Source organism: Corallococcus sp. CA049B (assembly GCF_003611685.1).
Classification (GTDB): Bacteria; Myxococcota; Myxococcia; order Myxococcales; family Myxococcaceae; genus Corallococcus; species Corallococcus coralloides.
The window spans coordinates 1-13,948 of record NZ_RAWC01000016.1; the positions used below are offsets into that span (position 1 = coordinate 1).

At 69.3% G+C, this 13,948-nt stretch carries 16 protein-coding genes; 9 read left to right on the forward strand and 7 right to left on the reverse strand.

Features of this window, described 5'->3' with window-relative positions; genetic code table 11:
- Positions 1-247: 247 nt before the first annotated feature.
- Positions 248-520, forward strand: a complete 273-nt coding sequence (locus tag D7W82_RS05700; protein ID WP_014399560.1) for a DUF2277 domain-containing protein — start codon at positions 248-250, stop codon at positions 518-520.
- Between the two features lie 171 nt (positions 521-691).
- On the forward strand, positions 692-898 hold the full coding sequence (locus D7W82_RS05705) for a hypothetical protein (RefSeq protein WP_120617363.1): 207 nt from the start codon (positions 692-694) through the stop codon (positions 896-898).
- Positions 899-959: 61 nt separating this feature from the next.
- Here the strand turns inward: D7W82_RS05705 and D7W82_RS05710 are convergent, their stop codons facing one another.
- Both D7W82_RS05710 and D7W82_RS05715 read right to left on the reverse strand, forming a co-directional pair.
- Positions 960-1,478 carry an SHOCT domain-containing protein gene (locus D7W82_RS05710; protein ID WP_120617364.1) on the reverse strand — a complete coding sequence of 173 codons (519 nt, stop codon included), beginning with the start codon at positions 1,476-1,478 and terminating at the stop codon, positions 960-962.
- A gap of 12 nt (positions 1,479-1,490) precedes the next feature.
- Complete coding sequence (locus tag D7W82_RS05715) at positions 1,491-3,080, reverse strand: family 43 glycosylhydrolase (RefSeq protein WP_120617365.1); 1,590 nt, start codon at positions 3,078-3,080, stop codon at positions 1,491-1,493.
- A 208-nt stretch (positions 3,081-3,288) separates the two neighbouring features.
- On the opposite strand from D7W82_RS05715, the gene D7W82_RS05720 reads away from it, so the two are divergent.
- Positions 3,289-3,792 (forward strand): nuclear transport factor 2 family protein, encoded by a 504-nt coding sequence (locus tag D7W82_RS05720; protein ID WP_120617366.1) that lies wholly within the window; start codon positions 3,289-3,291, stop codon positions 3,790-3,792.
- 27 nt (positions 3,793-3,819) lie between these two features.
- On the opposite strand, the gene D7W82_RS05725 is transcribed toward D7W82_RS05720, so the two are convergent.
- Complete coding sequence (locus D7W82_RS05725) at positions 3,820-4,737, reverse strand: LysR family transcriptional regulator (protein ID WP_120617367.1); 918 nt, start codon at positions 4,735-4,737, stop codon at positions 3,820-3,822.
- Between the two features lie 102 nt (positions 4,738-4,839).
- On the opposite strand from D7W82_RS05725, the gene D7W82_RS05730 reads away from it, so the two are divergent.
- The gene (locus D7W82_RS05730; RefSeq protein ID WP_120617368.1) at positions 4,840-5,283 is read left to right on the forward strand and encodes a DUF4437 domain-containing protein; all 444 of its coding nucleotides are present in this window, start codon (positions 4,840-4,842) and stop codon (positions 5,281-5,283) included.
- A gap of 157 nt (positions 5,284-5,440) precedes the next feature.
- Complete coding sequence (locus D7W82_RS05735) at positions 5,441-5,848, forward strand: DUF3224 domain-containing protein (protein WP_120617369.1); 408 nt, start codon at positions 5,441-5,443, stop codon at positions 5,846-5,848.
- 1 nt (position 5,849) lies between these two features.
- Here D7W82_RS05735 and D7W82_RS05740 read toward each other — a convergent pair whose 3' ends face one another.
- Positions 5,850-6,035, reverse strand: coding sequence for a hypothetical protein (locus D7W82_RS05740; RefSeq protein ID WP_233587320.1), 186 nt, complete (start codon positions 6,033-6,035; stop codon positions 5,850-5,852).
- Between the two features lie 109 nt (positions 6,036-6,144).
- Between D7W82_RS05740 and D7W82_RS05745 the strand changes: the two genes are divergently transcribed.
- The 3 genes from D7W82_RS05745 to D7W82_RS05755 all read left to right on the forward strand — a co-directional run bounded on the left by D7W82_RS05745 (position 6,145) and on the right by D7W82_RS05755 (position 9,209).
- Entirely contained in the window at positions 6,145-7,197 is a 1,053-nt protein-coding gene (locus D7W82_RS05745) for a lipocalin family protein (RefSeq protein WP_120617370.1), read from the forward strand.
- 92 nt (positions 7,198-7,289) lie between these two features.
- Positions 7,290-8,522 (forward strand): serine hydrolase, encoded by a 1,233-nt coding sequence (locus D7W82_RS05750; RefSeq protein ID WP_120617371.1) that lies wholly within the window; start codon positions 7,290-7,292, stop codon positions 8,520-8,522.
- Between the two features lie 54 nt (positions 8,523-8,576).
- Positions 8,577-9,209 carry a glutathione S-transferase N-terminal domain-containing protein gene (locus tag D7W82_RS05755; RefSeq protein ID WP_120617372.1) on the forward strand — a complete coding sequence of 211 codons (633 nt, stop codon included), beginning with the start codon at positions 8,577-8,579 and terminating at the stop codon, positions 9,207-9,209.
- Between the two features lie 39 nt (positions 9,210-9,248).
- Here the strand turns inward: D7W82_RS05755 and D7W82_RS05760 are convergent, their stop codons facing one another.
- The gene (locus tag D7W82_RS05760) at positions 9,249-9,680 is read right to left on the reverse strand and encodes a helix-turn-helix domain-containing protein (protein ID WP_120617373.1); all 432 of its coding nucleotides are present in this window, start codon (positions 9,678-9,680) and stop codon (positions 9,249-9,251) included.
- 75 nt (positions 9,681-9,755) lie between these two features.
- Here D7W82_RS05760 and D7W82_RS05765 point away from each other — a divergent pair, with 75 nt between their 5' ends.
- Positions 9,756-10,628 carry a class I SAM-dependent methyltransferase gene (locus D7W82_RS05765; protein ID WP_120617374.1) on the forward strand — a complete coding sequence of 291 codons (873 nt, stop codon included), beginning with the start codon at positions 9,756-9,758 and terminating at the stop codon, positions 10,626-10,628.
- Here the strand turns inward: D7W82_RS05765 and D7W82_RS05770 are convergent, their stop codons facing one another.
- Both D7W82_RS05770 and D7W82_RS05775 read right to left on the reverse strand, forming a co-directional pair.
- On the reverse strand, positions 10,629-12,323 hold the full coding sequence (locus D7W82_RS05770; RefSeq protein WP_147439231.1) for a hypothetical protein: 1,695 nt from the start codon (positions 12,321-12,323) through the stop codon (positions 10,629-10,631).
- 80 nt (positions 12,324-12,403) lie between these two features.
- The gene (locus D7W82_RS05775; protein WP_120617376.1) at positions 12,404-13,912 is read right to left on the reverse strand and encodes an aldehyde dehydrogenase family protein; all 1,509 of its coding nucleotides are present in this window, start codon (positions 13,910-13,912) and stop codon (positions 12,404-12,406) included.
- Positions 13,913-13,948: the final 36 nt, after the last annotated feature.

A 13,948-nucleotide genomic window follows, 5' to 3' on the forward strand; every position in this document is an offset into this window, starting at 1 on the left:
CTGCTGCTCGGGGGCGGGGCTGGCGCCACAGGCGAGCATCGCGAACGAGAAGAGCGTCACGGGAACGGCGAAGAGCTTCCGCATCATTTGAAACCTTTCCAGGAGAATGTGGAATCCAGAGAAGACCACCTCGGCCTCAATGAGCCAAGTCACGTTCTCACGGCAATGGATTCGATAGGGTTCACCCCCACGGCGGGGACATGGGCGTGGGGTACGCTGGCGGCACTTCACGCGAAGGGACCCGCCCATGTGCCGGAGCATCAAGACGCTGTTCAACTTCGAGCCCCCCGCGTCCGACGCGGAGGTGCGGGCGGCGGCCCTGCAGTTCGTGCGGAAGCTGAGCGGCACCAGCGCCCCGTCCAAGGCGAACGAGGAGGCCTTCCACCGCGCCGTCGAGGACATCACCGAGACAGCGCGGCGGCTGATGGACTCGCTGGTGACCACCGCCCCGCCGCGCAACCGCGACATGGAGGCCATGAAGGCGAAGCTGCGCTCCGCGAAGCGCTTCGCCCCGCGCTGAGCATCGACCTGAGGGCCACCTGCCTCACCGGCGTGGAGTCGGTGGAGCTGGTGAGCACCGCGAAGGAACTGAGCCGCCCCCTGCGGCCCGAAGACTCCCGCGACCCGGGCATGAAGACCTTCGATCTGACCCCGGCGCGCTGGCCGGTCCCGAAGGTGCTCCAGCCGCCTGATGCCACTCCCCATCGGGAGGAACGCCCACGCGTCCAGCATTCCGGTCGAGGTCGCGCTGGACACGACGGTGGCGCGCACCGCGAGGCTGGCGCTGGAGGCGCGCTATTCCGACGGAAGCACCTGGCTCAGCGAGCCGCGGACGCGGGAGATCCGCTCCCAGGCGCAGCAGGAGGTGGATGACCGGGAGGCCGTCGAGGCCTTCTGAAGGGCGCGCGTGCGCCCCTCATCTTCTCCTGCCACCGCCATCGCTAGCGGCCTCGCGGACGCTACAGGCGGCCGAGGATCTCCGCCTTCTTCTCCTCGTACTCGCGCTCGGTGATGAGGCCGCCATCGGCCAGGCGCTTCAGGTCCTCCATCGCCCGGACCGGATCCGCCGGGAGCGATGGCTGGCTGGCGGGGGCGGCCATCGCGAAGCCGGTGATGACGAGGCGCTGGGGATGCATCGGGTCCACCATCACCTGGACCCGAAGCCCCGGCCCCCAGGTGGCCGTGCTCGAATGAGGCGGCAGCCGCTTGCTCACCCGCGCCTGATAGGGAGCACGGCCGGGGATGTGAACCTCCAGGAGCAGCTGGAGGACCGGGCGCTTGTCGATGCGGATCGCGGTGTCCCGCACCTCCAGCACCGTGGCCTCCCCGGCCCTTCCGTTCTTCAACTCCGTGCGATCCAGCGCGGCGCCCAACAGCCCCAGCAGCCCCCCCTTCGGTCCGAACGCCCAGGCCAGCCCTCCCACGACGACGACGAGGAGGACGAGGAGCGGCGGGTCGGAGGTGATGGCGTCGAACATGGGGCTTCCAGCCTAGGGGATGTTGATGCGCGAGTGCAGGGCCCGGCCGTCATACGCGGCGGCGCCGCAGCGGGCATGGGCCCAGTCGCCGTTCACCGCGGAGCAGACGCGGAAGGCCTGGATGTTGGAGAACGGCACGTTGATGCCCGGCGTGTCGCAGCGCCCCGTGTAGCTCCAGGACAGGCTCTTGTTCACGGCGCCCACGCCGATGCACGGGCCAATCCACGCGCCCGTGTCCCGCCGCTGCACGTCGATGGAGTACTGCGCCAGCGTCTCCTCCTCGCTCCACTCCAGGTCCACGAAGGGCGTGACCCCGCCGGGCAGCTCCAGGGACACGTCGTCGGAAATGCCGTCATAGGCCTTCTCCACGGAGGGGCCCCAGACGTTGTTGTTGGAATAGAAGAGGCGGAACGCGGCGATCTCCCCCTTCGTCACCACGCGGTCCCCCGCGCTGCGGCACACGCCGTCGAACACCGTCTTGTTGGACTGCCCCAGCAACACCACGGACGTGCACGGCCCCACCACCGAGCCATTCTTCAGCACGACGTCCAGCGAGTAGCTGTACCCCGCGAGCCGGTTCCAGCGCACGTTCACCTGGTTGAGCGACGTCATCGCCCCGTCCGGCTTGAACGCGACGCGCTGCTTGTACGTGCTGCGCGAGGTGAGGTTGCCCGCGCTGTCGAAGGCGCCCTGATGGAAGATGTTGAAGTACTCGCCCCGCCGCTCGACGATGACGTTGTGGCCGTGGGACTGCACCAGCCGGCCCGCGGAGTTCTTCAAGGGCAGGGACTGCCGCCGCACCGCCCGCGCCCGCGTGAGCTCCGGAACCGAGTCCGCCATCACGTAGTACATGGCGTACTGGCTGTTGTACCAACCGCCGCTGAAGACCATGTAGTAGCGCCCGTCGCGCTTGAAGAGCTCCGGCGCCTCGTTGATGCCCTCCTCGTAGGCCGGCGTCGCGAACACCGCCGGGCCCGCGTGGTTGTAGACGGTGCCGGGCGCGGACAGCTTGAACGAGGAGATGTTGTTGCCGTTCTGGAACCAGACATAGAAGAGCCAGCGGTCCGCGCCATCGTTGAACGTCGCCGAGTCGATGCGGATGTTCCGATTGCACCCCTGCGGCAGGCACGCCGTACCGGTGGTGGTGCGCGGCCAGGAGGTGTTGGCGTTGATGGGCTGGGGCACCCCGAAGACCAGGTTCAGGTCCGGCGCCGTGGCGACGAAGGTCGTCACCTCCTGGCCCGCCGGAGGACACGCCGCGCCGTTGGGCACCCGGTGTCCGGAGAAGTGGAGCTGGTAGACGCTGCCCACCTTGCTCAGGTCCGGCGCCCACAGGAAGCAGTAGTCGTAGGTGGGGTCCACCGCGGACGGGTTGTAGTCACGCTTGAAGCGGAACGCCGTCAGGTCGTTGGCCTCATACAGCGGAATCAGCACCCCGTTGCCCGTGCCGGTGAGGAAGAACAGGTCGTCGTTCTCCTTGTAGACGTCCGGATCCGCCAGCCACTGCATCAGCAGCGTGCGCGAGTTGTCCTGCGCCAGGGCACTCCCGGCGAAGGTCGTGGTGAGGAGGGACAGCAACAGGACGGCTCGGACGGGCTTCATGAGGCCTCTCCATGGAAGTCTTTAAATTCAAGCTTCCAGGGAAGACCCGGGCCACGCAAGGCCGATGTGTTTTGACCGTCCGGCGGCGTTCCGCCACACCCCGGACTTCGACAATAAAAATCAACCTGAACCCATATCCCCTTCAGTTGCTCTCACTCCACGGAGAGTGAAAGCCTGCGCATCTCTTCTTCCAGAAAGGCAGCCGGAGATGCGCGAGAAGAACCTGGAGTACATGCTGGATTGGATTGCCGTGCAGGAGCTGGTCGCCGAGTACGGACAGGCCATCGACCACGGCAAGGACACGGGCGACTGGACCCGGTGGGAGCGGGTCTTCGCCCCGGAGGTGACGTCGGACTACTCCCGCTTCATGGGCGTGCCGCCCTCCACCGCTCCGCGCGCCGCGCTGGCGCGGTTCGGCGACAAGGCGCTGGAGTGTTTCACCCGCGTGCAGCACGCCACCGCCAACACGGTGCGCACGGAGTTCACCAGCCCCACGCACGCCACGGTGCACGCCTACGCGGAGGTGTCCCACTTCTTCACCATGGACGGTTTTCCCCAGGAGTGGACCCTGGTGGGGCGCTACACGCATGAGGTGGTGAAGACCGCCGCGGAGGGCTGGCGCATCCAGAAGGTCACGCTGGATCCCATCCACCACCGGGGCAACCTGCTGGGCCTGGAGTTCGCCCGGGGCAAGCGGCTCGGCACGCCGTGACGCCGGGCGTGCGGTGACGCGGCCCCGTCACCGCGCGCGCTTCTTCCGGGCCGGAGGCTTCGCGAGCGCCTCCGCCTGCTTCCCGATGGTCTCCGCCAGGAAGTCCACCACCGCGCGCACCCGCACGTTGTGGGCCAGGTCCTCGTGGAACACCAGCCACACGGTCCGCTCCAGCTCCGGCAGGGCATCACGCAGGGGCACCAGCTCCGGATGCAGGTGGCCGAAGAACGCCGGCAGGAGCGCCACGCCCAGTCCCTCGCGCGCGGCCTGGAGCAGCCCCAGGATGGACGTCAGCCGCAGCGCCACGGTGGCCTTCGCCGCGTGCACGTCCAGCCACTTCGACTCCGGCCAGCGCCGCGAGTCCTGCGCGTACCCCACCACCGCGTGCCCCTGGAGCCCCGTGTCGAAGCGCACCGGCCCCCGGCGGGAGAGATAGGCCTTCGACGCGAAGGGCACGACGCCAATGGCAGCCACCTTCCGGGCCCGTAGCGACGCCTCTCGCGGCCGGACCAGCCGGATGGCCACGTCCGCTTCGCGCCGCACCAGCGACAGCGCTTCGTAGCCGGAGAGCAGCTGCAACTCGATCTCCGGATGGCGCTCCTGGAACGCGGCCAGCCACGGCATCACGTTGTGGACCAGGAAGGAGTCCGTCGCGGTGACCGTCACCGGCCCGGAGGGGCGCAGGTCCTCGCCGCTGGCGAGCCGCTCCACCCGCAGCGCCTCCGCCTCCACCGCCTCCGCGGCCGGGAGGATGCGCAGCGCCACCGCCGTGGGCCGCAAGCCCGTGGGCGTCCGGTCGAAGAGCCGTGCTCCCAGCTCCTTCTCCAGCACGGCCAGGCGCCGGCCCACCGTGGTCTGGTCCACCTTCAACCGACGCGCCGCCGCGGAGAGGTTCCCTTCCCTCGCGATGGCCAGGAAGTGCCGCAGGTCGCTCCATTCGGGCATGGGCTGCACTTTCGCAGAGGTGCCCTGCGGAATCGGGCATTTTCGCAGGCCCGCCCCGAAGCCATCCTCCCCGGCGTTTCCTTCCACCGAGGAGTGCCTCCCATGAAGACCCTGCCCAAGCTCGTCGCCGCCGCCGTCGTCGCCTCCGCGTTCACCTTCGCCGCCGCCAAGGGCAAGGAGTCCGCCGCGTTCCAGCAGACCGCCTACGACAAGCTCACCTGGACGGAGATGATGCCCGGGGGTCCGTCCGTGCACGTGCTCTGGGGTGACATGAAGAAGGGCCCGTACGCCCTGCTGATGAAGTTCCCCGCCGGGTTCGACTCCGGGCCGCACACGCACTCCGCCGGCTACCACGGCGTGCTGGTGAAGGGCCGCATGACGAACACCAGCGATGGCGCCGCCGAAGCGGGCGCCGTGGAGGCCGGCAGCACCTGGGACCAGCCCGGCAAGGTGGTGCACCGCAACCAGTGCTCACCGGACGCCGAGTGCGTGATGCTCATCGCCCAGGACAAGCCCTTCGACTTCGCGCCCGCCAAGGCGAAGTGACGCTTCAGCGCGAGTCGCGGCGCTTCTGCTGCCGGGCGAACTCGGAGCGCGGTGGAGTCCGGCCCTCCGCAGCCGGGGTTGGGGTGACGCGTTTTTGCAATCCAGGCGCGGGCTCCTGACGTATCTGTCCGGCCACCAGGCAAGGGAGCAGACACCCATGACGAAGCGCGCGAGTGGTCCTTTCGACGTCAAGCTCACCCCCATGGCCCCGGAGGCGGACGCGGTGGAGGCGGCCCCGGGCCGGATGATGCTCGACAAGCGCTTTCATGGCGGGCTGGACGCCACGAGCCAGGGACAGATGCTCGCGGTGCGGACGCCCGTGGAAGGGTCCGCGGGGTACGTCGCGATGGAGCGCGTCAGCGGCACGCTGGACGGCCGCGCCGGCACCTTCGCGCTCCAGCACTTCGGGGTGATGACGCGCGGTGCGCCCCACCTCGTCATCTCCGTGGTGCCGGACTCCGGAACCGGCGGGCTCACGGGGCTCGCCGGTTCGATGACCATCGACATCGCGCCGGGCGGGAAGCACTCCTACGACTTCCAGTACACCCTGCCGGAAGCACCGTGATTCACGCGCCTCCCTTCACCCGGAGCCATGACAGGGCTTGAAGCGCGGCGAACCACGCGCCTCCCGCGAGCGCATGGCGAACATGGTTCATCCGGGCCCACCGCGTGGCCGTCTCCACGGCCGCCGGAGCGTCTGGCGATTGCATCAGCCGGACCATCGTGGGGATCCGCCGGGTGACGGGGCTCACGCCCGCGGTCCTGCGGCGCGGGGGGCGCTGAAGCATTCGCGAGCCCGGGTGGGAAGATTGGCGCCGGCGCGCGTAGTAGCGGATGAGCCCATTTTCCAGGCACCCCACCATGGCCCGTCCCAAGAGTCCCCTCGTCTGGATCCTCCTCGCGGTCGGAGGCGCCTGCGCGCTCTGCTGCACCGGCACCCTGGGGCTCATGGCCCTGGGCCTCTTCGCCGGAGACAGCGCCACGCCTGGAGCCCCCGGCGCGGTGGACCGGGCGCGCGGTGGCAGCCCAGGCGAGCCCGGCGGCTTCGCGTTCGACGCGCCCCAGGGGTGGAAGACCCAGGAGGACGGGCGCTTCATCCTCGAGTGGGAGGACCGGGGCGACACCCTGGCGGTGGAGGTGCTCCGGCTGCCGGCCCTGCCCGGGCTCGACGACGCAGAGGGCCGGCTCGCGAAGGTGTGGCAGGAGCGCATTGGCGCGGATTGGAACGGCGTACCGCCCAATCCGCTGGTGATGCGGCGCTTCATGTCCAACGGGGCCCGCGCCTTCTTCACCGCGGCAGTGGTGCGCGCGAAGAACAACGACCGGAGCTTCCGCGTGAGCCTCTATCTGGTGGAGGCGGGCGACCGATTGGAGCCGCTGGTGTTCATCCAGAGCTTCATGACACCCGGGGGCCTGGGTGAGGCCCTGTCGGCCTCGTTCTCCTGGAACACGTCCTACCCCCGGGTGGAGGAAGCGCTGAAGGGCGTGCGCGGGAGTCCCGTGGGCCTGCCGCTGGTGGACGACGCGGAGGTGGTGGGCCACTTCGTCTACGGCACCAGCACCGCGGCCCAGTGGGTCAACGCCTATACCGGCGGCACCACCATGACGGCGGTCTCCTACAGCATCGACTACACCTTCGGCGCCAATCACGCGTTCCAATACAAGTACGGGGGCGCGTCCGGACAGGTGGGCGCGATGAAGTTCGGCTCCGACGACGACCAGGGCACCTGGAGCGTGAAGCACGACGTGCTGACGCTCACCGGAGCGAAACGGACACGCCGGTACCTGCTCATCGGGGCGGCGCGCTCGCCGGAGGGAAAGCGCACCCTCTACCTCATGCCCGAACACCCGGGATGGTCGCTGGCCCCGGGCGCCATCGGGCAGAACGGCGAGCTGTACGTGGCGGCGGACTGACGTTCCGCCCTCCCCGGTGACACTGTCGGGAAGCACCGGTGTTCCATCCGCCGGCCGGAAAGCGCCGGCCCTTCCCTCACAGGAGATGGAACATGGCTGTCCTGCACCGCGGACTGCGGCTGGGTATGGCATTGCTCGCGAGCTTCACGGCCCCCGCCTGCGGGCCGGAGGCACCCGCCGGTGCCGCGCTGGAGGTGGGCGAACAGGAGTTGGAGGCGGCGCGGTCGCCCCTGCCGCCCCTGAACCGCGAGGCGCTGCGACAGGCCATCGCGGGGCTGCCGAACGCGGAGGTGTCCGGCGCCCTGGTCCGGGTGAGCGGCGCGGACGGGCGCTGGCTGGGCACGTCCGGCGTGGCCGACCTCCGCACGGGCGCTCCTGTGCCCGCGGACGCGCACTTCCGCATAGGCAGCATGACGAAGACGTTCACGGCCGTCGTCGTGTTGCAGCTCGCCGCAGAGGGGCGCGTGGACCTGGACCGGCCCGTCCAGGACTACTTGCCGCGCCTGCTGCCCGCGGGCGTCTACGCGCCCATCACCGTGCGCCAGCTGCTCAACTTCACCCACGGCCTGCCCGGCGTGCCGGTGCCGCAGAAGGACCCCGACTGGTTCTTCGAGAACCGCTTCCGGCGCTTCAGCCCCCGGGAGCTCCTCTCCCTGACGCTCCCCCAGGGTCCCCGCTTCGCCCCGGGCGCGCAGCAGGAGTACGGCAACATCGGCTACCTCGTGGCGGGGTTGCTCATTGAGCAGGTAACGGGCCGGCCCTATGGGGACGCGGTGCGCGAGCGCATCCTGCGGCCGCTGCACCTGCGGGACACCTTCGTGCCCGGCAACGACGTGACCCTTCCCGGACGCCACGCGCGGGGTTACGAGGAGGTCGAGCCGGACGGGGCAGGCTGCCCGGGGGGCGCCATCGCGTACGGCACGCGCTGCCTGGTCGACGTCACCGAGGCCAGCCAGTCCGTGCCCTGGGCCGCCGGAGAGATGATCTCCACCGCCGAGGACCTGGACCGCTTCCTCGTCGCGCTCTTCCAGGGCCGGCTGCTGCCGCGCAAGCAGCAGGAGGAGCTCTTCACCGTCCCGGACCTGCCCGCCGCGGGAGGTGGCCGCGCCAGCTACAGCGCGGGCCTCAGGCGATACGACCTCAACGGCGTCATCTTCTGGGGCAAGTCAGGCGACCGGCACGGCTACAACAACGGGATGGGCGCCACGAGGGATCTGCGCCGGCGCCTCATCTATTCGGTCAACACGCTCCACATGGGAGGGGATCAGCCGGACATCGCCGTGCGGATCATCATGGCGGCCCTGCAGGGGCCCTCCCAGCCGTAGAGGGTTGGGGCGAGATGGGGTTAGCCTGCCACGTCACACTGACTGGAGGCTCCCATGGCAACGCTCGACACGCCTGTCATCATCGGCCGTTCAAGCTCGCACTTCACACGCATTGCCCGGCTCTTCGCCACGGAGCTGGGCGTCGACCATTCCTTCCAGGTGGTGAGGGACCTCCTTTCCACGAATCCGGAGGACTACGGCGGAAACCCCGCGCTCCGGATCCCCGTCCTGAAGACAGCTCAAGGCGCCTGGTTCGGAGCGCTCAATGTCTCCCGGGAGCTGTGGCGGCGGTCGAATCCCAGGCTCCGGGTGGTGTGGCCGGAGGACCTGGACACGCCTCTGCTGGCGAACATGCAGGAACTCACCCTGCAAGCCATGGCGACGGAGGTGACGCTGGTCATGGAGAAGATGGCCGGCGCCGGCGAGGGCACGACCCACGCACGCAAGCTCCGTGAGTCCTTGGGCAACATGCTGGCCTGGTTGGAGGCGAACGCGAGCGCCGCGCTGGCCGCCCTCCCGCGAGAGCGGGACCTGAGCTACCTGGAGGTCACCCTCTTCTGCCTCGTGACCCATCTGGAGTTCCGGGACGTCCTACCCACGGCCTCCTATGCAACGCTGAACCGCTTCTGTCAGCAGTTCGCACAGCGCCCATCCGCCAGCGCAACCCCGTTCCGCTTTGATGTCTGACCACACTTTTGAGCGGTTCTCACCAAGCCCGTCCTGACGCTACGGCTTACGAGGTGCCCTCTTCCTTCGCGCCCCCATCGCGCCTGACGCTGCGCCTCGCAGGAGGCGGCGGAAGGTGGGGCACTCCATGTGGCTTGGCGCGGGGCAGGATGCGGCGTGCCGCAGGCCGTCGCGCATCGCGCTCAGCTCGCGGATCGTCTTGTCCAGCTTCTCCGCCTGGGCCGCGAGCAGCTTCCGGTCGATTCGCGGCCTCCCGTCCGGCGCGAACATGCGCGCGATCTCATCGAGCGAGAAGCCCGCGGCCCGCCCCATCGCGATCAGCGCCAGCCGCTCCAGCACCTCGGGTCCGAACAGGCGGCGCAGCCCCCGCCTGCCGATGGAGGCAATCAGCCCCCGCTCCTCGTAGAAGCGCAATGTCGAGGCCGGAACACCGGAGCGTTTCGCCACCTCCGTGATGTCCAATGCGGTCATCCTCTTGACCTCAAGTCGACTTGAAGTGGCACCCTGCGGCTTCTGGTTCTTGAAGGCAAGTCAGAGGAGCTCCCCATGGATGACACGCGCCAGCCCGAGGATGAGCAGTCGAAGCTGTGGAACGGCACCGCCGGACACGCCTGGGCTCAAAACCAGGAGGTGCTCGACGCGATGTTCAAGCCGTTCGAGGACCTGCTCGTCGAAGCAGTCGTCGCAGGCTCCGCCAGCCAGGTGCTCGACATCGGTTGCGGTACCGGCAGCACCACGCTCGCCGTCGCGCGCCGGCTGGGCGCGAAGGGCCGCTGCACCGGCATCGACATCTCCGAGCCGATGCTCGCCGCCGCCCGGGCCCGAGCCGACCAGGAAGGCACCCCGGCTCGCTTCATCCGCGCCGACGCGCAGCGGTACGCCTTCGAGCCCGCGAGCTTCGACAGGGTCATCTCGCGCTTCGGCGTCATGTTCTTCGAGGACCCCATCCAGGCCTTCGCGAACCTGCGGCGTGCCGCGAAGCACGACGCCGAACTCCTGGCCATCGCGTGGCGGAGCCCTTCGGAGAACCCGTTCATGACGACAGCCGAGCGCGCCGCTGCGCCACTCGTGCCGAACCTCCCTGCCCGCCGGCCAGACGCGCCTGGGCAGTTCGCCTTCGCGGATTCGAAGCGGGTCCACCGCATCCTGGAAGAGAGCGGCTGGGCCGGAATCGACATCCGCCCCATCGATGTGAGCTGCACCCTGCCCGAGAAGGAGCTGATCAACTACCTGACCCGGTTCGGGCTCCTCGGAAGGGTCCTCCAGGAGGTGGATGAGAGGACTCGCGCCCAGGTCATCGAGACGGTCCGCGCCGCCTTCGAGCCCTTCGTGCACGGAGCGGAGGTCCGCTACACCGCTGCCTGCTGGAAGGTGGGCGCCAGGGCGTCAGCCGCGCCAAAGGACGCAGTGAGCCCCTGATCACGGCCCGCTGGAGCCGCGGCGGCGGTCCAGCGGATCCTGCTTCGTCTCCACGCAGGTGGCCCCCTGGGCCTGGGCCCTGCGCACCCTCGCATCGCAGTGCTGCCATGCCCCCGCGGGCGTGGCCATGCTCCCGCCCAGGTGGACCGCGCAGGAGGGGGTGTGTCCCCAGATGTCGCCCTGCATCCAGTAGAGGAACGTCTCCGTCATCTCTCCCGGCCGGGTGCACTCGACGAAGTGTGAATTGCCGTCCGCCTTGAAGAACGCGCTCGTCGTCGCGTTGGGGACCTGCTTCTTCGGCGGAAGGACCGTTTCGAATCGCGCCTGGAAGCCCGCCACCCGGGTGCCATCCGCCGCGAGCCGGAGGGGCGGTGTCACCGGCTGGCCCGCGAACTCATCGAAGAGCCCATCCACCACCACGGACCCGTCCGGCATCGCCGCCACCATCCGGAGGAAGCCCGAGGCATCGGGATTGCGCTTCACTTCCGCCGCCGCCTTCCGGTAGCGCAGCCCCGCGCCGAGCCCCTTCTGGAACCGCGCATCCACCGAGCCGTCCGCCTTCAAGCGCACCAGGCCCGGAGCGCGCCAGGGGCCCTCCGGAGGATCCACGGCGGGGATGTAGTTCTGGGCGAGCACGAGGCTCCCGCCCGGTCCAAGCCCCATCTCCGACACGTGCATGAAGCGGCCCTGGGGATATTCCCCCTCCTGCCGGAAGTTCTTGTAGGTGGGGTCGAGCCGCCCGTCGGGCGTCAGGCGCATGACGTGCGCGCGCGTCTCTCCCTGGACGACGTCTCCCACTCCGACGACCGAGCCGTCTGGACGGGGGGCGATGAGGCTCAACTCGATGCCGCCCTCCCCCTTCATCACCCAGGAGATGAGCGGCGTGTTGAAGCGCGCATCAGGCTTCCACTGCGCGTTGAGGGCGAGGACGGGAACCTCGGACCGGCTCCCCTCGGGTTGGAACCGGCCGCTCAGGAAGAGGCCTCCGTCAGCCCGGGCGCGGACCTGCTTCAACACATACCAGCCCAGCCTCAGCTCGCTCAGGACCGGGTCGAAGCGCTCGGCGCGCTCGAGGGTGCCAGCGGGGGTGAAGCGCAGCAGCCACAGCGGCACCTGCTTGAGGTAGTTCTCGTCTGGCGTTGACGCCGCGACGATGAGCCGCGACTTCGCATCCACCTCCGCGGTGATGATGAACGACGAGGCGCCCACCTTGTCGAGCAGCGCCGCGCGCACCTTGCTGTTGAAGGCGTCGTCCCTCGCCCCCGCCGCCGTGTGGCGGACGAGCTCATGGGCCACGCTCGCGGGCCCGCTCTCACCTCTGGGGGCCTTCTCGTCGCGGGACGAATACGTCGCGAGGTAGCCCCCGGAAGGGACGGCGAGCAGCTGCACCAGCTCCTTCATGCGATCCCGGTCGGACGCGGCTTCGAGCGCCACGGAGGCCCGCGCCGTGTCGCGCTTGCCCAGGGCATCGATGACCACGACGCTGCCCACGGGCTCGCCGTTCAATCGATTGCAGGTGTGCCCCACCACGCCCCAGGCGCCCTTGGGCGCGGGGAGGACGGCCACGAGCTCGCAATCCCCATTCGGCTCGTGGAACTGATCATTGGGTGACCAGATTCCGTCCTCCTCCGCGAAGGCCGCACCGCCCAGTGCCAGCGCGAGCAACACCGCGCCCGCGTTCCTCAATGCCTGCATCGTGCGCTCCCGTTTGACTCAAGGTCGCACCATGGTGCCACGCCGCGTGTCCCTCTGGAACCGACGCGCGGGTCAAGGCTTCAAGTAGGCCAATTGCCTTCCATGGGATGCGGGCCGTCCGTGAAGGCGCGCACCAGGTGGGTGCCACCGACGAAGGCCCCTGCCCATGAGCCGCCCCTGCCGCCGAAGGACTCCTCACGGTCGCCACGCGAGCGCAGCGCGTTGATGCCCACCTTGAAGGCCTGGAGCCGCTCCGCGATGCGCCGGGCGAGCTCCGGGTCGTCCGTCGCCACCGAGGCCACGAGCGCGCCGTTGGAGACGTTGGCCTCCCGCAGCAGCTCCTCCTCGGAGTCCACCGACACCAGGAGGTCGACGGGGCCGAAGGGTTCGCGCAGGTAGAGCTCACTGTCTCGCGGGACGCCGAAGAGCAGGACGGGCGGCAGGTATGCGCCCCGCTCCTGCCGCGCGGTGAAGGCGTCCTCCGCGAGCATCCCCTGATGCAACACCTGCGTGCCCTGCTTCCGCGCCTCGGCGATGAGGGTGCGGAGCTCCTCGACCTTGCTGGGGGAGATGAGCGGCCCGAAGTCCACGTGCGCCCCCAGGACCGGATTGCCGACGCGCAACGAGGAGACCGCATCGACATACGTCCGGACGAACTTCGGGACGAGCGACTTTTCGACGACCCAGCGGGTGTAGGCGGTGCAGCGTTGCTTGCCGAAGTCGAAGCCCGCGCGAATCTGCTCGCCGAGCCTGTCCCAATCCGTGAAGTGCGTGATGGCGTAGGCGTTCACGCCCTCCATCTCCAATGCATAGCGCTTGTCCGTGTCACGCAGGCGGCGGTGGACCTCGCCACCGTTGGCGCGGCCACCGATGAAGGCAACGCCCGCGATGTGGGCATGGCCGACGAGCGCCTCGGAGAGGTCCCTCCCGCGCCCACCGACGAGCGAGACAGGAAGGCCCGCGCGGCGCAGCAACGCGAAGGCAAGGGTGAGTGAGACGCCGCCGCCCTGGGTCGGAATCTTCGCGATGACCGAGTTGCCCGCGAGCGACTGCACGAGCACGTTGAGCAGCAGGACGGAGAAGGGATAGTTCCAGGAGGCGATGTTCGAGACCAGGCCGAGCGGCTTGCGGCCATCGAGCATCCGGCCCATCTGCTCCAGGTACCACGCGATGCCCGCGAGACACCGGTCCACGTCGTTGGAGGCCGTGGGCAGCGTCTTGCCGATGTCCCACGCGAGGATCCGGACGAGCAGGTCCCGGTGCGAATGGAGCAGCACCACCGCCTCCGTGACGGCACGGGCGCGGTCATCGAGCGGACGGGCCGCCCAGGGCGCGAACTCCGCCGCTGCCTGCTCTACGCCCGCGGCGACCTGCGCGGCGCCAAGCAGCGGCAGCTCCGCGAGGACGCTGCCGTCGATGGGCGAGATGGCATGGAACCAGGCAGGCGGCTGGACCCATCTCCCAGCGACGGGAGAGAGCAGACGCCCTTGGGCGTCGAAGGCCTCTGGCACGGCCCTCCGTGCCTCGGCCAGCAGGAGACGGCTTTCAAGATGACGAAGGGGCTCGCCAACACGTTCGGTATCCAGCATGGGTGCACCTCCTCGCGCGTCAGGTCCGCGCTGAAT